This is a genomic window from Vibrio sp. 10N.286.46.A8 (assembly GCF_041470165.1).
Classification (GTDB): domain Bacteria; phylum Pseudomonadota; class Gammaproteobacteria; order Enterobacterales; family Vibrionaceae; genus Vibrio; species Vibrio tasmaniensis_A.
In genome coordinates, this window is the sequence record NZ_JBFRLX010000036.1 from 1 (window position 1) to 22,982 (window position 22,982).

Annotated in this window: 22 protein-coding genes and 1 pseudogene; all 23 read right to left on the reverse strand. The window is 45.7% G+C overall.

Annotated features, from left to right (window positions below):
- Nucleotides 1-167 (reverse strand): annotated as a pseudogene (locus AB4232_RS04815) (chemotaxis protein CheW); the annotation flags it as partial.
- Nucleotides 154-936, reverse strand: a complete 783-nt coding sequence (locus AB4232_RS04820; RefSeq protein WP_009848532.1) for a ParA family protein — start codon at nucleotides 934-936, stop codon at nucleotides 154-156. The gene AB4232_RS04820 and the pseudogene AB4232_RS04815, both read right to left, overlap by 14 nt.
- Nucleotides 937-946: 10 nt before the next feature.
- The gene (locus tag AB4232_RS04825) at nucleotides 947-2,071 is read right to left on the reverse strand and encodes a chemotaxis response regulator protein-glutamate methylesterase (RefSeq protein ID WP_009848533.1); all 1,125 of its coding nucleotides are present in this window, start codon (nucleotides 2,069-2,071) and stop codon (nucleotides 947-949) included.
- A gap of 13 nt (nucleotides 2,072-2,084) precedes the next feature.
- Nucleotides 2,085-4,292 (reverse strand): chemotaxis protein CheW, encoded by a 2,208-nt coding sequence (locus tag AB4232_RS04830; RefSeq protein WP_372086405.1) that lies wholly within the window; start codon nucleotides 4,290-4,292, stop codon nucleotides 2,085-2,087.
- 9 nt (nucleotides 4,293-4,301) lie between these two features.
- Nucleotides 4,302-5,033, reverse strand: a complete 732-nt coding sequence (locus tag AB4232_RS04835; RefSeq protein WP_017101967.1) for a protein phosphatase CheZ — start codon at nucleotides 5,031-5,033, stop codon at nucleotides 4,302-4,304.
- Between the two features lie 114 nt (nucleotides 5,034-5,147).
- Entirely contained in the window at nucleotides 5,148-5,516 is a 369-nt protein-coding gene (gene cheY, locus AB4232_RS04840; protein WP_012603445.1) for a chemotaxis response regulator CheY, read from the reverse strand.
- Nucleotides 5,517-5,558: 42 nt separating this feature from the next.
- Nucleotides 5,559-6,293 (reverse strand): RNA polymerase sigma factor FliA, encoded by a 735-nt coding sequence (locus AB4232_RS04845; RefSeq protein ID WP_009848537.1) that lies wholly within the window; start codon nucleotides 6,291-6,293, stop codon nucleotides 5,559-5,561.
- Nucleotides 6,286-7,173, reverse strand: a complete 888-nt coding sequence (locus tag AB4232_RS04850) for a MinD/ParA family protein (RefSeq protein ID WP_009848538.1) — start codon at nucleotides 7,171-7,173, stop codon at nucleotides 6,286-6,288. The genes AB4232_RS04845 and AB4232_RS04850 overlap by 8 nt, the downstream gene beginning before the upstream one ends.
- A 13-nt stretch (nucleotides 7,174-7,186) precedes the next feature.
- On the reverse strand, nucleotides 7,187-8,698 hold the full coding sequence (gene flhF / locus AB4232_RS04855) for a flagellar biosynthesis protein FlhF (RefSeq protein ID WP_017101966.1): 1,512 nt from the start codon (nucleotides 8,696-8,698) through the stop codon (nucleotides 7,187-7,189).
- A gap of 27 nt (nucleotides 8,699-8,725) precedes the next feature.
- Nucleotides 8,726-10,828, reverse strand: a complete 2,103-nt coding sequence (gene flhA, locus AB4232_RS04860; protein ID WP_009848540.1) for a flagellar biosynthesis protein FlhA — start codon at nucleotides 10,826-10,828, stop codon at nucleotides 8,726-8,728.
- Nucleotides 10,829-11,173: 345 nt separating this feature from the next.
- Nucleotides 11,174-12,304: a flagellar biosynthesis protein FlhB gene (gene flhB, locus AB4232_RS04865; protein WP_009848541.1), complete on the reverse strand. Its 1,131-nt coding sequence runs from the start codon at nucleotides 12,302-12,304 to the stop codon at nucleotides 11,174-11,176.
- Between the two features lie 9 nt (nucleotides 12,305-12,313).
- Nucleotides 12,314-13,096: a flagellar biosynthetic protein FliR gene (gene fliR / locus AB4232_RS04870; RefSeq protein WP_009848542.1), complete on the reverse strand. Its 783-nt coding sequence runs from the start codon at nucleotides 13,094-13,096 to the stop codon at nucleotides 12,314-12,316.
- 6 nt (nucleotides 13,097-13,102) lie between these two features.
- The gene (fliQ, locus tag AB4232_RS04875) at nucleotides 13,103-13,372 is read right to left on the reverse strand and encodes a flagellar biosynthesis protein FliQ (protein WP_009848543.1); all 270 of its coding nucleotides are present in this window, start codon (nucleotides 13,370-13,372) and stop codon (nucleotides 13,103-13,105) included.
- A 14-nt stretch (nucleotides 13,373-13,386) separates the two neighbouring features.
- Nucleotides 13,387-14,313, reverse strand: coding sequence for a flagellar type III secretion system pore protein FliP (fliP, locus tag AB4232_RS04880; protein ID WP_372086407.1), 927 nt, complete (start codon nucleotides 14,311-14,313; stop codon nucleotides 13,387-13,389).
- Nucleotides 14,300-14,740, reverse strand: a complete 441-nt coding sequence (gene fliO, locus AB4232_RS04885; protein WP_065678595.1) for a flagellar biosynthetic protein FliO — start codon at nucleotides 14,738-14,740, stop codon at nucleotides 14,300-14,302. The genes fliP and fliO overlap by 14 nt, the downstream gene beginning before the upstream one ends.
- On the reverse strand, nucleotides 14,740-15,150 hold the full coding sequence (gene fliN / locus AB4232_RS04890; protein ID WP_004739851.1) for a flagellar motor switch protein FliN: 411 nt from the start codon (nucleotides 15,148-15,150) through the stop codon (nucleotides 14,740-14,742). The genes fliO and fliN overlap by 1 nt, the downstream gene beginning before the upstream one ends.
- Nucleotides 15,151-15,179: 29 nt before the next feature.
- Nucleotides 15,180-16,223: a flagellar motor switch protein FliM gene (gene fliM, locus AB4232_RS04895; protein ID WP_009848546.1), complete on the reverse strand. Its 1,044-nt coding sequence runs from the start codon at nucleotides 16,221-16,223 to the stop codon at nucleotides 15,180-15,182.
- Between the two features lie 7 nt (nucleotides 16,224-16,230).
- Complete coding sequence (gene fliL, locus AB4232_RS04900) at nucleotides 16,231-16,719, reverse strand: flagellar basal body-associated protein FliL (protein WP_017101965.1); 489 nt, start codon at nucleotides 16,717-16,719, stop codon at nucleotides 16,231-16,233.
- 110 nt (nucleotides 16,720-16,829) lie between these two features.
- Nucleotides 16,830-18,947: a flagellar hook-length control protein FliK gene (locus AB4232_RS04905; RefSeq protein ID WP_372086409.1), complete on the reverse strand. Its 2,118-nt coding sequence runs from the start codon at nucleotides 18,945-18,947 to the stop codon at nucleotides 16,830-16,832.
- Between the two features lie 182 nt (nucleotides 18,948-19,129).
- Nucleotides 19,130-19,567, reverse strand: coding sequence for a flagellar export protein FliJ (gene fliJ / locus AB4232_RS04910; protein ID WP_009848549.1), 438 nt, complete (start codon nucleotides 19,565-19,567; stop codon nucleotides 19,130-19,132).
- A gap of 22 nt (nucleotides 19,568-19,589) precedes the next feature.
- The gene (gene fliI, locus AB4232_RS04915) at nucleotides 19,590-20,909 is read right to left on the reverse strand and encodes a flagellar protein export ATPase FliI (protein WP_009848550.1); all 1,320 of its coding nucleotides are present in this window, start codon (nucleotides 20,907-20,909) and stop codon (nucleotides 19,590-19,592) included.
- Entirely contained in the window at nucleotides 20,909-21,709 is an 801-nt protein-coding gene (gene fliH / locus AB4232_RS04920; RefSeq protein WP_009848551.1) for a flagellar assembly protein FliH, read from the reverse strand. The genes fliI and fliH overlap by 1 nt, the downstream gene beginning before the upstream one ends.
- A 126-nt stretch (nucleotides 21,710-21,835) precedes the next feature.
- Nucleotides 21,836-22,897, reverse strand: coding sequence for a flagellar motor switch protein FliG (gene fliG, locus AB4232_RS04925; protein WP_102257952.1), 1,062 nt, complete (start codon nucleotides 22,895-22,897; stop codon nucleotides 21,836-21,838).
- Nucleotides 22,898-22,982 lie beyond the last annotated feature (85 nt).

Here is a 22,982-nt window from a genome sequence, read left to right on the forward strand (position 1 = left end):
GGCTCTGGCTCTGGCTCTTTAGTTTGTGATTCGCCGCTAGACTCGTCAACAAGAAAAGCATCAGATTCAAAGTTTTCATCGCCTAACAGCGCGGTAAAGTAATCATCGATTGCTTGTTCACTCGATAAACTTGGTTGCGTCAATGTCGATTCGTTATTCGCGCTCATTTATCGCTAACCTCTCGAGATAAATAAGCAGCTGTTTATAAGCAAATACACCACGGCTACCCGATGCGAAATGAGATGCTGGCAAACGTTTTAGACTGGCATCGCGAAACTTGGTATCAATCGGCACAGCAGAGGTCCAAACTTGGTTTGGATAGTCATCTTTAAGCTGAGTCAATGTTTGCAATGATGCTTTCGTTCGCTTGTCGTACATCGTCGGGACAATCGTCACCTTAAACGGTGTTTTGCGAGACTTCTGCATAATAGTTAGAGTGCGAATCATGCGCTCTAAACCTTTCATCGCCAAAAATTCAGTCTGTACCGGAATCAAGATACGATCACTGGCAGCCAACGCATTCACCATCATCACACCAAGAATAGGCGGACAATCGATAAGCACGTAGTCATAGTCATCTTTCAAAGCGGCTAAAGCACGCTTTAAGATCAACCCCATACCACTTCGATTTCCCATTACACGGTCTAATGTCGCCAATGACATGTGTGCGGGAATAATATCGATACCTTCAATTTCGGTCTGTATAGTCAACGCTCTCACAGCTTGCGTAGAAAACTCACGCAGCTGGAACAGATCAAACAGGCTCGATTCCACCGTATCTGAGTCGTAACCCAAATAGGTGGTTAGTGATGCATGTGGGTCAGTATCAACCAACAACACACGATGACCCTTTAAGGCAAGTAAGCCAGCTAGGGTCACTGTCGTCGTCGTTTTTCCAACGCCACCTTTTTGGTTTGCAACACTCCAAACAATCATGTCGATTTACCTAAGCTAACCCAACTTCGACCAAAATCCGTTCCGCAACGCGGTCTAGAGGTAGGTCTTCAGTAGAAATGCCAGCTTTTGCTACAGCTTGAGGCATACCATATACAACACAACTATCTTCGTCTTGCGCCCAAATGGTCGAACCCGCTGTTTTTAACATGCGAGAACCTTCTCGACCATCAGCACCCATACCGGTCAGTATCATAGACAACACTTTATCGCCGTAGATCTTAGCTGCAGAACCAAAAGTGACATCCACACAAGGCTTGTAGTTCATTCGGTCACCACCATCGATAATCTTCAGACGCGCCGAACCCGGGCGACCATCAATCATCATTTGCTTTCCGCCTGGAGCAAGATAAGCCACCCCAGGTTTCAACAGGTCTCCGTCTTGAGCTTCACGAACTTCAATCTTACACAAGGTATTCAAGCGGCTAGCAAAAGCAGCGGTGAACGTTGCTGGCATATGCTGCACTAACACAATCGGATGCGGGTAGCTGGCAGGGATGCGTGTCAAAATTTTCTGTAGTGCAACTGGCCCACCAGTAGAAGTACCAATTGCAGTTAATTGATACTTTTTACCCGAAGCTCTGAATTTCGCGGTTGAAGCAACCGCTGGTTTAGCAGCAGGGGCTGTTGCTGAAATAGATTGGCGCAATGGCGCTGATGTTGACGCCGTAGCTGTTGCGGTAGCTCTTGGCGCAACAGGAGTGCGTCGCATAAACGCACGCTTTGCAGCAATCTGAATCACGCGCTGTTGAAGCAATGCGACAGCATCGTCACGGTTACGAGCGATGTCTTCAAATTTCTTAGGTAAGAAATCTAGAGCACCAGCATCTAACGCATCTAACGTTGCTCTTGCACCATCATGCGTTAGCGATGAAAACATCAAAATAGGCGTCGGAGACGCAGCCATAATTTCACGAACGGCAGTAATACCGTCCATGACAGGCATCTCGATGTCCATGGTAATTACGTCAGGTCTTAGCTTTTTCGCTTTCTCAACCGCTTCTTTACCGTTTACTGCTACATCGATGACTTCTAGGCGAGCCTCCGAGTTGATGATCTCGCTTACTCTACGACGGAAGAAGCTCGAATCATCAACGACTAATACTTTAATCGCCATATTTATCCTTAAGTTAAATTCTTGATGCAGCTGCGTACTGCTTCAACAAGTCCGGCACATCTAAAATCAATGCTATGTGACCGTCACTTGTAATTGTCGCACCTGCCATTCCTGGCGTGCCTTGAAGAAGCTTATCAAGTGGCTTAATAACCACTTCTTCTTGGCCGATAAGCGCATCGACAACAAAACCAACACGTTGACTACCAAGTTGCACAATAACAACATGACCATGACCTTGACGTCCTTCAACAAGACCTTCTTTAGGTGTAAGCCAATTTTGTAAGTAGAACAGTGGAATAGACTTATCGCGAACGATGATCGTTAGCTGGCCATCAACCACGTTTGTGCGGCTTAGGTCTAGGTGGAAGATTTCATTTACAGAAGCCAGTGGCAATGCGAACGGGTGACCCGCAACACCGACCATTAAGGTTGGTAGAATCGCAAGTGTCAACGGAACCTTAATGGTTATCTTGGTGCCTTGGCCCATCTCTGAATCGATATCAATAGAACCATTCAGTGTGTTGATCGCTGTTTTCACAACGTCCATACCTACACCACGGCCAGAGATATCTGAGATCTTTTCTTTACTTGAAAAGCCAGGAGCAAAGATTAGATTGAAACACTCTTTATTTGTTAGGCGAGACGCTGCATCATCATCCATCAGACCGCGCTTAACCGCGATAGCACGAAGCTTATCAGGGTCCATACCGCCGCCATCATCAACGATAGCCAGTTCAATGTGGTCGCCTTCTTGAGAGGCAGACAGAATCACTTTACCGGTTTTAGATTTACCCGCAGCAACACGGTCGTCCGGCATTTCGATACCATGATCGACAGAGTTTCTCACCAAGTGAATCAGGGGATCAGCAAGTGCTTCGACTAAGTTTTTATCAAGATCCGTTTCTTCGCCACGCATTTCAAGAACGATGTCTTTCTTCAAGGTACGAGCAAGGTCACGGACAACGCGTGGGAAGCGACCAAATACTTTCTTGATCGGCTGCATTCGCGTCTTCATTACTGCACCTTGTAGGTCAGCAGTAACAACGTCTAAGTTAGAGACAGCTTTCGACATTTCTTCGTCGTTGCTGTTTAAACCTAAGCTAACAAGGCGGTTACGAACCAATACTAGCTCACCCACCATGTTCATGATGGTATCCAGTGTTGAGGTATCAACACGAACTGTGGCTTCAGCTTGCTGCTTCTTCGCAGGCGCTTTAACTTCAGCTTTTGCTGGTACGCTAGGCTTAGGTTCTGCTTTTACAGCAACAGGAGCAGGCTGTGGTTTAGGAGCGACTTTCGGCGCAACAGGCTCAGGCTTCGCTTGTACAGGCTTAGTCGCAGCATCCAACTCTTCAATTGAAGGGCCGTTACCTGAACCGTGTAACTGGTCAAGTAAACTCTCAAACTCAGCATCAGTCATTAGGTCATCGCCTTCAGACTTTACTGGTGCTTTGGCTACAGGAGCGACTGGAGGAGGTGGTGGCGTTGAGCTTGCAGCTGTCGGGCTTTGACCTGCACCATGCAACTCATCTAACAACTTTTCAAATTCGTCGTCAGTAATGTCACCACTCGCAGCTACTGGCTGAGGTGCCACAGGTGCTGGCGCTGGCGCTGGTGTGTCTACAGATGATGTCGTTGGTGAACCACCCTTACCGTGAAGTTCATCAAGTAAACGCTCAAATTCATCTTCAGAAATATCATCCACGGAAGATGCACTGATGTTTGAACTTTCAACAGTAGGTTCCGGAGCAATAACAGGCTCAGGAGCTGCAACGATAGGCTCAGAGATAACCGGTGCTGGAGCTTCTACTGCCACAACTTCATCTTCAGACTCTGGCTTACAGAGGCGATGAAGTTCATCCAGTAAAGATTGGTCTGCTGGTACTAAAGCTTCCTCATCTTGCACGGCTTTAAACTGTACATTGACTGTATCTAAAGCCTGTAGCATCGTATCCATCAGTCCTGATGTTACACTGCGTTGGCCATTTCTTAGAATGTCGAACACATTCTCAGCACCATGACAAGTATCCACCAGCTCGGTCAATGCTAGGAAACCAGCACCACCTTTTACTGTATGGAAACCACGGAAAATAGCGTTTAGTAGTTCTTTGTCGTCAGGGTTATTCTCTAGCTCTACCAGTTGTTCTGATAGAAGTTCGAGGATCTCTCCTGCTTCGACTAAAAAGTCCTGAAGAATATCTTCGTCTAAATCGTAGCTCATACGTTACCTTTAAAATCCAAGACTGGATAACAAATCGTCGACTTCATCTTGAGATGCAACAGCATCCTCACGAGCTTCTGGGTTCATGATCGGACCCTCTGGAGCAATAGATGACTTCTTATCTGTCTCTGGTGTTGGTTCTATTTGATTCGCACCGAATACGGTGAGAATCTCTACCAGACGTCCTTCAACCTCATTCACCAAGGTAATAACTTTGCTAATAATCTGCCCAGTTAAATCTTGGAAATCCTGAGCCATCAAGATTTCAGTCAGTTGTCCACGTAGTTCAGTACTATCACCTTCTACTTGGACAAGTAATCCATCAATGCGGTGGCATAAAGCTTTGAATGTTACTAGCTCAATGCGGCCATGCATCAGTTCATTCCATTGAGGCCTTACTTGAAGTAAACACTCGTGTAAATTAGTTGCAATTGGCATACAGCGATCGACAGCGTCCATCGTTTTGTTCGCCGCAACTTCCGTTTTATCAATGACATATTGAAGGCGATCCCTGGCGTCAGGGATTTCATCATTTGCGATAACGTTAATACGCTCGTCAAAGTTGAATTGTGTCAAAGAATCATGGAGGTCACGAGTCAGACTGCCTATTTCTTGAAGCATTGGGTTATCTTGAAGATTAAAATTATCTTCATAAATGCTTCTAACAAGAGAATCAGCACCTTGCTGCTCGTCGTTTTCAAGCAGCTCTACTAATTTTTTTGCTTGTTCTAATGAAATCATCCTGAGTCCGGCCTTACTCCGCATAGTTTGTGACGCTTCAGCTTTAGAGGTAAACGGGAAACAAAAAAGTTAATGTCTCTCTATGAAGCGCCTGAAACAGGTTATTATGAGTGCTTATAAACGCTCAAAAATCTTGTCGAGTTTCTCTTTTAGAGTTGCGGCAGTGAACGGCTTCACAATGTAACCATTAACACCCGCTTGCGCTGCTTCAATGATCTGCTCACGCTTAGCTTCTGCTGTGATCATAAGCACTGGAAGGTGCTTAAGTTCAGCGTCTGCACGGACGTGTTTTAGAAGATCAATACCTTGCATACCCGGCATGTTCCAGTCAGTTACCACGAAATCAAATTCGCCTTTTTTCAGCATAGGTAACGCGGTCAAGCCATCGTCTGCTTCTTGAGTGTTGTTGAAACCTAAATCACGAAGTAGGTTTTTAACAATTCGGCGCATCGTTGAAAAATCATCAACAATGAGAATTTTCATGTTTTTGTTCAAATTAGCCTCCACTGAATAAAATCAGTGTTGTTAGTCGTTCTGTGTCCAAGCACTTAACTTAGTGCGTAAACGCTGCATAGATTGGCTTAGTATTTGGCTGACACGAGATTCGCTGACACCTAATACTTCCCCAATCTCTTTTAAATTGAGTTCTTCGTCGTAATAAAGCGAAAGCACGAGGCCTTCTCTTTCCGGAAGTTGTTTTATCGAGTCGATCAAAGCTTGGCGGAATGATTCATCTGCAACCCCTTGAAAAGGCGTATTATCTTGAGAATCTTCATTCGGAGATATTACATCATCAGAGACACCTAAGTCTTCTATCCCTACCAATTTTGAGCAATTAATATCAGTTAAAGCACTGTGATACTGGTCTAAACTCAGCCCCATGTGCTTTGCCACCTCAGCATCACTGGGATCGCGATTGAGAGTGCCCTCTAATTCCGCGATTGCACTACTGATTTCTCGATTGTTTTTATGAACCGATCTCGGGACCCAATCCCCGCGGCGAATGTCATCCAACATTGCCCCACGAATTCGAATACCTGCGTACGTCTCAAAGCTTGCGCCTTTGGTACCATCATAGTTCTGTTGCGCTTCAATCAGGCCAATCATGCCGGCTTGAATCAAGTCATCAACTAATACATTAGGCGGTAATCGCCCCAACAAATGATGAGCGATACGCTTAACCAACACAGAGTACTTCTCAAAAAAAGCCTGCTGGCTATTGTGATTAGCATGTTGATCGTAAGTAAGCGCTTTATTCACCAAATGGTTCCTCTATAAATTCAGTACGGTTCAGCAGCCTTTCAACAAAAAACTCCAAGTGTCCGCTTGGTGTTTTTGGTATTGGCCAGGTCAATGCCTTATTAGCCAAAGAGCTGATTGCCAATGCAGCTGGGGAGCGAGGAAACGCATCGACTACGATTTTCTGTCTCTTAACTGATTGACGTACTTTATCATCTAAAGGAATACATGCTACGAGTTCGAGGCTCACATTCAAGAAGCGCTCTGTGACCAAAGTCAACTTTGCAAATAATTCTCGGCCTTCGCGATAGCTTCTGACCATATTTGCAACAATTTTGAATCGCTGTACTTGGTGCTCTCGACTCAACAGCTTAATCAATGCATATGCATCAGTAATCGACGTTGGTTCATCACAAACCACCACAACCACATCCTGCGCAGCTCTTGAGAAGCTGATGACCATATCGGATATACCCGCTGCGGTATCAACCAATAAGATATCCATCTCGTCTTCAAGCGAACCAAAAGCACGAATCAACCCGGCGTGTTGAGCGTGTGAAAGTTCAGTCATGCTTTGTGTGCCTGATGTCGCTGGAATAATTTTAATTCCGTGCGGCCCTTCGACAATCGCATCCTTAAGTTCACACTCGCCAGCCAACACATGCCCAAGATTTCGTTTAGAACGAATGCCGAGCATGATGTCTACGTTAGCTAATCCTAAATCGGCATCCAGTACCATGACTTTCTTGCCTTGGCGAGCCATACAAATAGCCATACCTAACGTTACATTCGATTTACCTACGCCTCCCTTGCCACCCGTTACAGCGATAACTTTTGTGAGTGAAGGCTGGGTTAAGCGACGGAGGCCGCTAGCTTGATCGTGTATCATATTCTCATTCATATTTATCCGCCGCCTAGAGCCCTTCAGAATCGCTATTCCAGTAATGAGGTTCATTCTCTGTCGATTTTTCTAATAACTCATTGGCCTTAGCAATCATGTACTTTGGCTGAGCAATAACGATATCTTCAGGAACTCGTTGACCATTTGCTATATAAGCAACTGGCAATGCATTTTGTATTACCACACTGATGAACTCACCCAAACTAAGCGATTCGTCCAGCTTCGTCAGGATACATCCCGACAGCGGGATTCTTCTAAAGTGTTCAATGGTTTCTTGTAGTACTTTGCGTTGCGCGGTTGCGGGTAACACAAGGTAACTATTGATAACGGAACCACTCTCTTGCATCAATGTGTCTAACTGCTCAGATAGGCGAACATCTCGCTGCCCCATACCTGCAGTATCGACTAGAATCAGGCGACGATTACGTAACTGATATATTACATCGGCCAATTCACTAGAATCTTTAGCAACTCTTACAGGACAACCCATAATTCGACCATAAATCGATAACTGCTCATGTGCACCTATGCGATATGTGTCTGTTGTCACAAGAGCAACGTTGTCTGCACCGTACTCCATTGCTGCACGGGCTGCGAGCTTAGCAACGGTTGTTGTTTTACCTACGCCAGTCGGGCCAAGTAAGGCCACAATACCGCCGCGTTTTAAAATATCTTTTTGTGTTACTGAGATTTGATCAGCGACCAGAGCAAGCAAGGCTTTCCATGCTCGTGCTGGTTTTGTGTCTTCTGGAATGTAACAGGCCATTTGATCGGCGAGTTCTGCCGAAACACCCATACGTTCTAGGCGCTTGATAAGCATCGCTCGCAAAGGTTCGCGACGTTCGACTTCTTGCCACATGAGCCCAGAGACTTGATGCTCTAATAAACGACGAATTGAAGTCATCTCGTCGCGCATCGTTTCCATTTCAGTATCTGAACCTTTGGATTGAGTGTTCTCTCGACCACGATCATAACGGGTAGGATCTAAGCGAGGTGCTGGACGCTCTACTCTGCGATCTTCGGCAATCAATTTAGATAAACCCGTTTCACGAGCAAAGGCCGAGTCAAGGCTGCCGCTAGAATGCTGGCTACTCTGAGGTTGATGACCGTTACTTGACTGGCGATTGAGCAATGCTGATAACGAGTCTTCGTTTTCAGCGCGATGTTGTTGCTCATCGTCGGCGCCATGACTGTATTGCTTTAGCATATTCGCAAAGCGCTTGGTCATTGAGCGTCCACCTTCTGCATTCGGCTGGATGCTAACCTTGTCATCATCTAATTGACGACGCCCAGTTGGCAATTTGGGCTCAGACATTTGAGTGTACTGGCTTTGCGTAGGCTGCTGAGGTTTATTGAGTCTGGGACTTGCTGTCGACGGGCTGGAATCGCCATCAATAGCGGCAACAATTTCCACACCACCTGCGACCTTTTTGTTAGACATGATCACCGCTTCTGAGCCAAGTTCTTCTTTAACTTGGAGCAGGGCTGTTCGCATATCTTTTGCAAAAAATCGTTTAATTTTCAATTCGATCGTCCGTTCTAATTAGGCGGCTTAATTACCAACAGCTTGTACTATACGTATCTGCTTTTCATCTGGTATCTCTTGGTAAGATAATACTCTCAAGCTTGGGATCGTGTTTTTCACGAACTTAGCCAGAGTCGAACGTAAAACACCAGAGGTCAATAATACCGCTGGCTCACCTTTCAGTTCTTGCTCTTGTGTCGCGTTACTGAGTGAGGTCTGTAAACGTTCGGCTAAACCAGGTTCAATACCAGCAGATTCTCCGCCGGATGCCTGCATGGTTTGATGCAAGATTTGTTCCAACTCAGGAATTAAGGTTATAACTGGTAATTCTGGCTCTATACCATTGATTTCTTGAACAATTAGTCGTTTTAGTGAGATACGAACAGCTGCAGTTAATATGTCAGGTTCTTGACTCTTAGAAGAGTACTCCGACAAAGTTTGGACAATGGTTCGAATATCACGAATTGGAATCGCTTCATTCAGTAGGTTTTGCAGAACTTTCACAACCACACCAAGCTGTAATTGATCCGGTACAAAACCTTCCACCAGCTTGGGTGTTGATCGGCTAAGCATCTCAAGTAAGTTTTGAACTTCTTCGTGGCCAATCAACTGTGAAGCGTTATTCGTTAACTGCTGGCTAAGGTGTGTGGCAAGTACGGTTGAAGAGTCTACAACCGTATAACCTAAGGCTTGTGCGTGTTCACGCTGCTCTTCACGAATCCAGACCGCTTCAAGGCCAAAGGCAGGGTCAATCGTCGGCTCTCCATCTATCATCCCATAGACTTGGCCAGGGTTAATCGCGAGCTCCATGTCCGGCTTGATCTCAGCCTCACCAACCGCTACCCCCATCAGGGTAATTCGATAGCTGTTTGGTGTCAGTTCCAGATTATCGCGAATGTGTACTGCTGGAATCAAGAAACCAAAATCTTGAGACAGCTTTTTCCGTACACCTTTCACGCGCTCAAGCAATTCACCACCTTGGTCTCTATCGACCAAAGGAATCAAGCGGTACCCCACTTCGAGACCAATAATATCTACCGGTTGAACATCATCCCAAGACAGTTCTTTTTGCGATGCGGGCTTATCACCATTGGCATTAGCGGTTGCAGGTAGATTTTTCTCTTCTACCTTTGCCTTGTTCTTTTTATCGATAAAGTAAGCCCCAGCCCCAGCAACCACAGCAAGGCTCAAGAAGGAGAAATGTGGCATACCAGGAACAATACCCATGATGCCGAGGATAGCAGCGGTGATCATTAGGGCTTTAGGATTATCGAACATTTGGAAGACAAGCTGTTCGCCCATGTCTTCATCAGTATTTTGACGCGTTACCATCATCGCCGCAGCAATAGAAAGTAACAGCGATGGAATTTGTGCAACCAGACCATCACCGATAGTCAGTAGCGTGTAGATTTCGATGGCTTCACCAAAACCAAGGTCAAACTGAGCCATACCGATACTCAAGCCGCCAATGATGTTGATGAACAATATCAAGATACCGGCTATTGCATCGCCTTTAACAAACTTAGATGCACCGTCCATCGAGCCGTAAAAGTCAGCCTCTTTGGTCACTTCAAAACGTCGAGTACGAGCCTGATCTTGGTCGATCAAACCCGCATTCAAGTCGGCATCGATTGCCATCTGTTTACCTGGTAGGGCATCTAGGGTGAAACGCGCACTTACTTCCGAAATACGACCCGCACCTTTGGTTACAACCATGAAGTTGATGATCATCAAAATCAAGAACACCACTAGACCTACCGCGTAGTTGCCGCCGATAACCACGTTACCGAAGGCTTCGATAACGTTACCGGCCGCGTCACCACCTTCGTGACCATGAAGCAATACCACACGCGTCGAAGCAACGTTCAAAGCTAATCGAAGTAGAGTCGCAATCAAAAGTACGGTCGGGAATGCAGCGAAGTCCAAAGGCCTGCGGGTATAAACCGAAACCAGTAACACAACCATGGACAGTGCAATGTTGAAAGTGAAGAACATGTCCAACAAGAAGGCTGGTATTGGCAACACCACCATAGCGAGCGTCGCAAGTACCATAACGGGTGCGCCAATTGCAGGCATCGCACGATTAGGGATTTTAGGCAGCTTGTCCGCAAAAGGCAGGGAGAATTTCATAAGTCTAGACAGTTTCGCTATGTTGTAGCCATCTCACTAAGCTATTTGAGGCTCAGGTCTAAGCTATGTTGCTATGATTTATAGTGCATAGGTTCAAATGCACAGGTTTATAATACTAAGCTTTATATGCTCGGGATTTATAACGCTAGGATTTATAATGACTGGGCTTATAATACTCAGATTTACAATGCTAAGGTTATTAATGATCGGCTTATAATATTCGGGGTTGATATAGCAAACACTGTACCAACACTTTTCGTCAAATTATTGCCATCGCCTCTCTAAAAAGAGGATTAGCTAGCCCGCTATTATCAGGGTTCATCAAGCAGAGCTCAAGCAATTGATCTAATGTCGTAAATCAGGTGGGATCGGCATATTAGAATCTTGGAGTTTTGGCCTCTCTCCGCCTCGTTTTCGGTACTGTTTCAGTTGAAACACATATGCAAGCACTTGAGCAACTGCTGTAAACAGACCGTCAGGAATTTGTTGTTCTAGTTCGGTAGTGTGATAAAGCGCCCTAGCCAATGGTGGCGCAGGAACAATATAGATGTCATTTTCACGGGCAATTTCACGGATCTTCATTGCCATATGATCAACACCTTTCGCAACTACAACGGGGGCTTTGTCTTGATTCTGCTTATAGCGTAGAGCCACCGAGAAATGCTCCGGGTTGGTCACAATCACATCCGCTTGAGGTACGTCAGCCATCATACGGCGCTGGGCAGCTTCTCTTTGCAACATACGAATGCGGCCCTTAACTTCAGGCTTACCTTCAGTATCTTTGTGTTCATCTTTAATTTCTTGTTTGGTCATCTTCAGCTGATCGGCGTGTTGCCAAATCTGGAACGGGATATCAATCGCCACCACGATAAGTAAAGAGCAGCTGATCAGCAGAATAAAATTAAGCAAGATATCTAAAGCGTGGAAGATATTCTGTGGGTATACCTCCATGCTCAGTTGCATTAAATCGTGTTGAGAAGCTTGAATAAGATAGATGGCCATTCCCGAAACAAGTGCCACTTTCAAGATAGATTTCAACAGTTCAACCCAACTCTGCAGGCCAAACATACGCTTAATACCACTGAGTGGGTTTAGCTTAGACGCCTTAGGCATCGCCGCCTGCATAGAGAAGTTAATCCCCCCGACACCCGCCGCACCAATGACGGCAGCAACAAATAAGGTTATCAGGATTAAGAACAGCGGGAACAACAGGTTCACTAATGCGCCACCCGCAATTTCGAGGAGTTTTGTGGTATCAAAAACTTCTTCCCGACTCAGAGAAAACAGACGTTGCATTGTTTCGAACAAAGCTTTCGCCATCGATTCACCAAACCACATTAAAGCAATCGCACCAACAATAAGTACCGACGCCGACGCTAACTCTTTTGACCTTGCAACCTGCCCTTTCTCTTTGGCCTGTTGCAAGCGTTTGGGCGTGGCGTCTTCCGTGCGTTCTTGACCGTCTGACTCTGCCATTTTAGTCTCCTAGCACTCTAACCTGATTAGACGACATATCTGTTGTTCGGTTTGTATCCAGAATAACTCATAGTGACTAAACAAGCCGCCAAGAATATACCAACAAAGCAATAGGCCCACGAGTAGCGCAAATGAGAAACCCAAAGAAAAGATATTTAGTTGAGGCGCCGCACGCGTCATTACACCAAACGAAAGGTTAATCGTCAGCAGCGCAATAATACCAGACAATGACATCGCTAGTGCTGTTTTGAACATGATACCAAGCCACAGGGCAAGCTCTCTATAATCAACAGAGGTCAAACTTCCACTGCCAATGGGTAAAGTCTTAAAGCTGAACACCACCAGCTGCAGCATTTTCAAGTGACCGTCAGTCTCCAAAAAAAACATGGTCGCTAGCAACATAAATAACTGGCCCAGTACTGGCGTGTTTTGCCCGTTAGCCGGATCCACCATAGAGGCGAAACCCAAGCTTGATTGCATACCCAAGATCTGGCCGAGCATTACGAAAGTTTGAATCATGAATTGGGTGACAAACCCCATGGCAACGCCAATCACGATTTGTTCAAATACAGTCAAGAAACCTTGGAAAGAGAGCAGTTCAATCTCTTTAGGAACAGCGGGGATCGCTGGCATCACTGCAAAGGTGATCGCTAACCCCAAATACAGACGAATACGCGGCGACACAAAGCGTGCACCGGTTACTGTCATCACCATCAGCATGGCTGAGATGCGAGTGTAGGGCCAAAAATAATTGGCTAACCACTCTAGTACAAGGCTCGTTGGGTATTCCATATCGAATTAGTACAGAACTTGTGGCAAGCGTTCGATGAGTTCGAAAAAGAACTCCATCATCATTTGCGTCATCCAATGTGCAAACATCATCAACGCTAATAACGTCACGATCAAACGTGGTAGGAAACTTAAAGTTTGTTCATTAATCGAAGTAGCCGCTTGGAAAACAGCCACAACCAAACCAATCAGCAGGCTAGGAATAATTATGGCGCAAACCATAATTAGTACCATCCAAAGGGCATCTTGGAACAAATCTACGAATATTTCAGGATTCATGCTTCCCCCAGCTACTAGGCAAAACTGCCGGCGAGTGTGGAGAGTATCAAATTCCAACCATCAACAAGGACGAACAACATCAACTTAAACGGCAACGATACAATCATTGGTGACAACATCATCATACCCATGGCCATCAAAACTGATGCCACCACCAAGTCGATAATTAGGAACGGCAAGAACAACATAAAGCCTATCTGGAAAGCTGTTTTCAATTCAGACGTGATAAACGCAGGAATCAGAACCGCCATTGAAACATCTTCTGGGTTAGTTACTTGCGCACCGGATATCTCAACAAAAGTTTCAAGATCTTTGATTCGAGTCTGTTTAAGCATAAAAGACTTAATCGGCCCTTGGGCAACATCAAACGCCTGTCGCGCTGATATCTGTTCATTCAAATAAGGCTGAACAGCTTGTTCATTTACCTGACTGATTACTGGCGACATGATGAAGAAGGTCAGAAATATCGCAATGCCAATAATCACTTGGTTTGAAGGTGTTTGTTGGAGACCCATTGCCTGACGCAAAATAGACATCACAACCACAATACGGGTGAACGACGTCATCAATATCACCATCGCCGGTAAGAAGCCAAGCATGGTCATTAACGCAAGAATTTGCAGGTTAATCGAGTAGTCTTCACCGCCATTGGCATTGGTGGTCATGGTAAATGCAGGTATGCCGCCACCATTACCGGTTAAGCTACCAGTGGTCATAGTCTTCGATTTGGCTTGATCTTGCTGCATCGTACTGATGGTGACCGACTCAGATCCAGCGGTATTCGCAGGAATGACAGTGCCATCTTCAACCTGTGCAAATACTGACACGCTAAATACGAGAGAGCAGAATATAATAAGCTGAACCAACCACACTTTCACCGTACGGAAAAATCCGGCATGGCAAAAGTAAAATGGATTCAAAAATCCGTTACTTGTTTGCATCTTTTTTTATTAGCTGGGAAAGCTGACTTGAAAATGTACTTTTTTCCAGCATCTCCTGAGTAAGAGGTTTATCGAGCTTAGAGATCAGCTGAATCGATTGTGTGGTAATGCCTACCAAGAACTGTTCATCACCCGCTTGTACAATAGCGATACGTTCTTTTGTGCCTACCGGAATTTGCCTAATAATAGCCAAACCTTGTTGATTCGACATCGCAGGCACTTGCATTCGCTTCAGTAGCCAAGCAATAAATAAAATGAAGGCTATAACGAAAATTAGCGACCCAAAGGTGGTCGCTAAATCGAGAGAAGGAGGCGTTGCCGCAAAGGCAATAGAAGGAGTAGCAAGTAGCCCTACTCCCAAGACTCTGCGAGAAAAACCTGTCATTCCGAGAGAAGAGCCCGCCAGTCTCTGAGACAAGAAGCTCATTAACGCAACTTCTTAATTCGTTCTGTTTGACTAATAACGTCTGTCAAACGAATACCAAATTTGTCATTCACCACAACCACTTCTCCATGAGCAATCAGAGTGCCGTTAACCATCACGTCAAGTGACTCACCAGCAATTCTATCTAGCTCAACAACCGAACCTTGGTTCAATTGAAGTAAGTTACGGATACTAATTTGAGAGCGGCCGACTTCCATTGAGATAGTCACTGGGATGTCCATAATGGTATCCAGCTTACGACGCTCATCTTCTGAAATTGGAGACGATGAGTCGGTTAACTCATCAAGTGGTGCTGCGAGAACATCATCAACATCGATTGACGGTGCTGAAGGGTCTTCACCAAGTGCTGCAGCCCATTCGTCTGCTAGCTTTTGATCTTCACTAGGTTCCATTACCAATTCCTATACTTTTATCTACTTTGCTATTCTTCATCTTCGCTATTTTCCAACTCAGACATTAAGTCTTTGCCAAGAAAAGCGAGATCGGTTTTGACCACATGAGGTCTTTCAATTTTTTCAGAAATCTGTACCGCGAGCTTCTCTCCAGAACGGCCCATTTTCACACGATAGGTCGGCAGTTCTTCAACAAACATGGTTGCATGCTCAGGCATATTCATCGGGATAACATCCCCAGGACGAAGTTCCATCAAATCACGCAAAGAGATATCTTGCTCGAGCAAATTGACACGGAAGTTGACTGGCACATCCATGATTTCATCACGCAATGCAGAGCTCCAACGAACGTCGGTTTCCATTTTATCTGATTGGACACCAGCATCCAGCAATTCACGAATCGGCTCAACCATTGAATAAGGCATAACCACATGGAAATCACCGCCGCCGCCATCGACTTCAATGTGAAATGAACTCACAACAATCACTTCGGTTGGACTCACAATGTTAGCCATGCTTGGGTTTACTTCAGAGTCCAAGTATTCAAACTCAACGCCCATCACGGGAGACCAAGCTTCTTTGTAATCTTCAAAAACAATTTTCAGTAGTAACTGAATAATTCGTCTTTCTGTTGGTGTAAATTCACGACCTTCAATCTTAGCGTGAAAACGACCATCACCACCAAAAAAGTTCTCTACAAGAATGAAAACTAGCCGAGCTTCCATCGTGATTAGCGCTGTACCTTTTAACGGGCGGAAGCGAACCATGTTTAAACTTGTGGGTACATAGAGTGTGTTCTGGTACTCACCAAATTTCATCATTTGTACACCGTTGATCGACACTTCAGCCGTCTTACGCAACATATTAAACAAGCTAATACGCATATGACGTGCGAAACGCTCGTTAATAAGTTCAAGGGTCGGCATTCGACCACGAACGATTCGATCTTGTGATGAGAAATCAAAATTGACCGTATTGTCACTTTCGGTTTCTAAGACATCTTCAACGTCTTCAACATCATCAACGCCATGTAATAGCGCATCAATTTCGTCTTGGCTTAATAAATCGGTCACATATTACCTATTGAATTACAAAGTCAGTGAATAACACTTTTTCAATTACCGGCTGGCCAACAGCTTGAGTTAAGCTTGCTTTAATATCTTCAGTCGCCTTGTTCCGCAGTTCAACTCTCCCGGCAGGAGATCGTAATTGATCGACCGTCGCCGAAGCGAATGTGGCAAGTAGTGCGCTTTCAACAAGTGGAGAGTGGTATCGAGCGAGAACTTCATTCTTCATACCACGTACCATCAGCTGTACTTTTATCTGAACTAAGCGATCTTTCTTATCGCCCGTAACGTTAAATAAGAAAGCTTGAGGCACATTAACATAGACCACTGGATCGGCACCCATGAGTTGAACCTCAGCTGACGCCCCAGCACCCTCAGCCTTATCATCGGAACCCATTAAGAAAAATGCGGCACCACCACCTCCAAGTAACAGCACAACAACCGCGATAGCGATAATGAGGAGCTTACTTTTTCCTTTCGGTGTTTCTTGTTCTTCTGCCATATTCAGCTCTAACTTCCTGTTCTTCTATTAACTAACGGTACTTTCTATTAACTAACTGTTCTTCTATAAACTAACGGTTCTTTCTATTAGCTAAGTGTTTTAGCCTGATACTAGGCATAATAACTAATTCCATCACGCTTTGACGTGACATTCAATTCAAGATTGCTGTTGCTATCAAGGTTTTCATCACCTTGACCATCATTTATACGGTTAGAGCCTGATTGTTGCTCACCATTATTGTACCTGTCTTGCCCCTGACCAGTATTCTGCTGCTGAACTGAAGACTCAGCAAGCTGCATCCCTTGCTGAGCGAGCATCTCCCTCAAACGAGGTAAGGTTTGTTCAATAACCTCTCTCGCTTGTTGGCTACCGACAGTAAAGTGCACGTTCGCCACGTCATTATTCATGGTCATGCGAATTTTCATCTGCCCCAACTCTGGTGGGTCAAGACGGATATCTAAGTTCTTGAGATTCTTAGACATCATCATTTGGACTTTTTCCGCCACCTGCTCGTTCGCTAACTCTTTAGTGAGTTGCAAAGGTGCCTGTTGAGCCGCTTGAATTTCAGCTCGCGTAGGTGCTGAACCCACCGTAGCTGTACCTTGCGCGCCAGCCGCCGAGGCTATCTGCTGAGCAAGGGTCGAATCTTTAGAATCTTCTTTAGCACCGGCTTTGCCCAAACCAGACAATGCAGCGGCACCTGCGCCCGCTTTAAGAAGCGCATCAGTAGAGCCTGCTTTTGTAGTGACTGGTGCTGCATTCATCGCGATCCCTTGCGCGGTTAAAGCTGGATCCAACGTTGCTTGCTGCTGAGATGAAGCAACATTAGCTTGTTGAGCGGCTGCATGTGCATTGTTGGCGTGCAGCATTGCTGCCTTATCCGTAAGAGCATTGTTTGTTGATTGAGAAGCGGCCTGCGCTGACACTTGTTGTGCAGCCGTCGCTACAGCTGCTGTTGATGCTGCCGCAGCTAAAGCTTTAGTTTCGCTTGAATCCGTATTATCCCAATCAATAGCTGCGGGTTCACTAGACGCGCTGTTCACAGCCGGAGCTTGATTTAGCAAAGCCGTTGCTTGTTGTTGAACGTTAGTGAGCTGTTGATTCAACAGGTCTAAGTTAGAGGTCGCTTTAGCCAAAGCGGCTTGCTCATCAACCGTCAACTTAGCACCACTTTGTTGCTTCTTAAGCAAGCTATCGACAACAGACTGTTCTGATTCGATTTGTCCATTCAATTGTTTTAGTGCTTTGGTATGGGCATCAACCTGCTTGGCTAGTTCAATATCCGCAGCTGAGAGCGCTTGGCTCTGTTCGGCCACCGCGGCGCTAGCCGCATTCTTTTGACTCAGCTCTCGGTTCATACTGGCTTCAATTTGTTCTGAAGTGACGCCTTTATCCATCAACTGTCGGATTTCATCATCAGTCAACTGAGACACACCCTTACCTCCGGTAAGAACAGCGATTTCAGAATCCACCTCAAGACTATTCTCTTGGGTTGCTGCATTCGTTTGTTGTGTCGCCTCATCCGTAATGGAAGCGACTGCAACTGAAGCTCCGGGGATATTACCTGGGGCTTTATCTACCTGACCTTGCTGAGGCAAGCCTTTGCCGTTTGGCGCTTGATTTAGAGTTTTGTTTGCCTCATCCAATTGACCAAGCAATTTATTGCCTTCATTCATCGCTGCATTAGCTTGCGATGCTTGCGTAGAGCCATCTACAGCTGATGTACCCTGAGTTTGGGATTGAGCAACCTGCTCTTTAGAATCATTCGTCGTAACCTGCGCATCTTTACCATCCGCCTTATCTGCGACAGTTTTATCAGCGACAGTGCTATCAGTACCCGAATTGGCTTTGAGCTTAGCCTCAGATCCAGATGCAGCCTCTGCAGATGTTTCCTCAGCTGCTTTCTCGCCTTCTACTTCTGAAGCGGCTTGCTTGCTTTGCGCTTCGTTCACTTCGTCAGTAGCCTTTGATTCAGCTGAATCACCTTTGTTCGCTTCGGCTGACGCTTCACCTTCGGTAGAGGCCTGTTTAGCATCAGGTTTCGCGGTGCTTTCTGTGTCTTTTGCTGCGACTTTACTGTCACTTTCTTCAAAGCCTAGTGCTTCTTTGAAAGACTCAAAGAAACCTTTAGAGTCTCCAGTTTCTTCTACCTTTGAAGAGGCAGAACCGGAGTCCAACAACGATGACGTTTTGTTGGTCGCTGAATTTGAGGAAAGACTAACATTCATATATACAAGCTCTATCTACTAGCTTTGCTGCCTTGAATCAGACAACAAAAAGAAAGTCGGGTGCTTTTTATGCCTTTGGTGAGCATAACTCGCAATTTGATATAAAACAGAGCAAGAAACATGCCTATAAGTTTTAAGTCTGCCATCTGCAGAGCAACACTTGCGTCATTCGTGAATTAGGTTCAAATCTTCTTTCGGCTATATAACAGAGTCGAGAACTCATCCATTTGCTTTTGCTCTCTTTGATCTTGCAGCTTTGCTTTTTCTTTCTGCTTTTTCTCCATCAACCATTCGTAGGATTTACGCTTTTTTCGTAACTCCATCCAATAGTTTTGGCAGTTATCGACCTGATTTTTAAAGTGGTGTTCCGCTTCTCTCTGCTTAGAGAGCGTTTCATCTAATTGCGTTAAGAAACGGTTTAAGTGACCATATTGGCTAGCCGTTAATCCGGCCTTACCTCGGTCAACAAGTTGCTGGCAGTAATCAAGTCGATATTTTTCAATCTGTTCGACCTGTTCGTAGTAACCCTGCAGCTCGACATTCGCTTGATTCAGCGCCAATACAGCTTGGTTCTCTTGGTCTTTCGCTTGATCGAGAAGAAATTCTAACGCGTTATCCATGATTGACCTTATTCAACACGACCTAACCGCCTAACACATGCTTTAACATGTTGACGCACATATCATAGGGAACAGTTTCTTTCATTTTCTGTTGTAAGTACTCGTCCAACCTCGGTTTCAAAGTGAAAGCACTGTCGATTGCAGGGTCTGTTCCCGGCTTGTAAGCACCAATCGAAACCAAATCTTGATTTTTCCGGCATATAGACAGTACTTGTCTAACGGCTTTCGACATCAAGACATGTTCTTCGGTGGTGATTTGAGGCATAACACGACTGACGGATTTCTCAACATCAATCGCGGGATAGTGGCCAGCATCAGCCATCTCACGAGATAAAACAATGTGACCATCAAGAATCGCTCGCGATGCATCGGCAATAGGGTCTTGTAAATCATCACCTTCTGTTAACACGGTAAAGAAAGCAGTTATAGAACCTTGTTCATCGTTACCATTACCTGCTCGCTCCACCAGCGCAGGAAGCTTGGCAAACACAGACGGCGGATAGCCTTTGGTTGCTGGCGGCTCACCCACAGACAGAGCGATTTCACGCTGCGCCTGAGCGAAACGAGTCAATGAGTCCATCAGTAGTAAAACATCTAGACCTTGGTCTCGGAAATACTCGGCTACAGCCAGTGCGGTTTGACAGCCTTTTAAACGCATCAATGGAGACGAATCCGCAGGAGCGGCGACCACAACAGAACGCTTACGACCATCTTCGCCAAGGATCTCTTCAATAAATTCTTTTACTTCACGTCCACGCTCACCAATCAACCCCACCACGACCACTTGCGCGGTTGTACCACGAGTCATCATCCCAAGCGTAACCGACTTACCCACACCGGAGCCCGCAAACAGGCCGATACGCTGCCCTTTGCCCACCGTTAGTAAGCCATTAATTGCTTTTAAGCCAACATCAAGTGGCTCAGAGATAGGTTTACGAGCTAAAGGATTGATTGGCTCAGCATTAAAGGAAGCGCGTTGCTCGGTATAGATTGGACCTAAACCGTCGAGCGGATTACCTACGCCATCGATAACACGACCAAGCAACTCCATTCCAACAGGGATACCGCTTTCCGACGTCATCGGTGTCACGCGAGCGCCTGGTAAGATCCCAGTAATTTGTTCACTTGGCATCAAAAACAGGTTATCGCCAGAAAAGCCAACCACTTCAGCTTCCATCTGACCAGACATAGTCTCTACTAAGCATAAGCTGCCAATTGGCGCTTTGCAGCCGGTCGCTTCAAGCGTTAGTCCAACAACACGAACTAGTTTGCCTGAAGCAATTGGTCGCGACTTTAGCCCCTCGACTTTGTATTGGCTAAGACGGTTCGCTAACTCAAGCATTACTCATGACCTTGATGACGATTTACACCACAGAAGCTTTGAATGACGTTCTTCACGCGCTCTTCCATGCGGTAGTTAACACTCGATTCACCCGCTTCAATTTGTACGTCGCCGCGATTGAGTGCAGGCTCTGATACCAACGTCCAATTGCGAGAGTCCAATTCCGTTTCGCCATACGCTGAGCGTATTATTGCAACGTCTTCAGGGTTTAGCTTCAATGTGATCGCGTGACCTGAGATTGGCAATGACTCTACCGATTCTTTCACGGTATCTAGTATGATTTGTGGGTTGGTTTGCACTTCAACATGAACCACTTCTTTGACCATAGTCAGCACCATGTCCACCAGTTGCTTCTCTACCTGAGCATTCATCAGCTCTAATGGCTGAGCGAACTGGTTGGCTAGCCCCATAAAGATGGCGACTTGCTGCTGAATGTACTCTTGACCAGCAGTAACGCCTTCAAGTTTGCCGGCTTCGTTACCCTCTTCGTGACCTGCGGCAAACCCTTCTTCTTTGCCTTTTTCGTAGCCCTGTTTAAAGCCAGCCTCTTGTCCTTGATGAAGCCCTTCCTGATAAGCGCCTTGCTTGATCAGTTCGATTTGGTCTTCAGTTAGAACCAGCTCTTCGTCTTCAATGGCTTCTTCAACCGTTGGCATCCAGCCAGGATCGTAGTTAAAAGCCGTTTCTTTGGCTTGTTTGTTCACATCAGAGGTATAGTCAGGCAGCCCCCATTTCTGAGGTTGGGCGACCGTATTATCTTCTTCAGGGCGAAGGAAGCCACGTTTTCTATCACCTGACATATCAGTACCTATCTATGAGTTCGTCCAACTGCGTTGTAGATTCAAGCAATTACACGGTAGTTAATCTGTGGTTTGAAGTTGGATAAAGAAAAGCCCCAACAATGTGGGGCTCTTGAGGTTTCTGTATTAAAGGAACTCGTCGGCGCCACCAGACAGCATAATCTCGCCACTGTCTGCCATCTTCCTCGCAATACCCAAGATCTCTTTCTGAGCCGCTTCTACATCAGAGACTTTAACTGGCGGCATCGCCTCAATATCGTCTCTCATCATATCAGCTGCACGCGTAGACATGTTCTTGAAGATCTTCTCACGTAGGCTTTCATCAGCACCTTTAAGCGCTTTCTGTAGAACGTCTTGTGGGACATCACGCAGCAATCGCTGAACACCTTGGTCATCAACTTCAATAAGGTTTTCAAAGACAAACATAAGATCTTGGATCTGTGTTGCCATGTCTTCGTCTTGATCTCGAATTTGCCCCATCAAGATGCCTTCTACATTATTGTCCATGTAGTTCATGATCTCAGCAGCGGCTTTCAGGCCACCAATTTTGGCAGCTTGAGCACCTGCTTGACCCGCAAACTGTTTCTCCATGATTTCATTCAATTCAGCGAGAGCTGAAGGTTGAACTTCTTCAAGGTTAGCAATACGCATCATCAAATCAAGACGAACACGCTCAGGGAATTGAGACAAGATCTCAGCAGACTGATCCGATTCCAAGTAAGACAGTACGATCGTTTGAATCTGTGGGTGCTCGTTGATAATGATGCTTGCCACCTGACGAGGATCCATCCACTTAAGAGAATCCAAACCTTTAGAGCCAGTACCCAGAAGGATTTGATCAACAAGGTTATTCGCCTTATCTTCGCCCAGCGCAGCTACCAACGCATTACGCATAAAGTCTTCACTGCCCATGCCGATGTTGGTGTACTTCTGAATATCATCTAGGAAAGCACGGTGCACAGCACCTACTTTTTCTTGAGACCAATCCGTTGAACGTGCCATTGCACTACCAACACGTTGAACCTGTTTAGGTTCCAGGTGGCGAATGATACCCGCAGCATCTTCTTCACTTAAACTTAGCAACAAGATAGCAGCGCGCTCTTCGCCTGAGATAGACTCGATATCAACACTTGCGACATCAAGCCCTTCACCACCTTCTGCTTGTTGTGGAACAATTTCGTTAGCCATCTGCCACCCAATTCTTAACTACTTGAGCTGCTAGCTCTGGTTCATTTGCTACAAGTGCACGTACTGCTTTCAGTACGTCCTCATC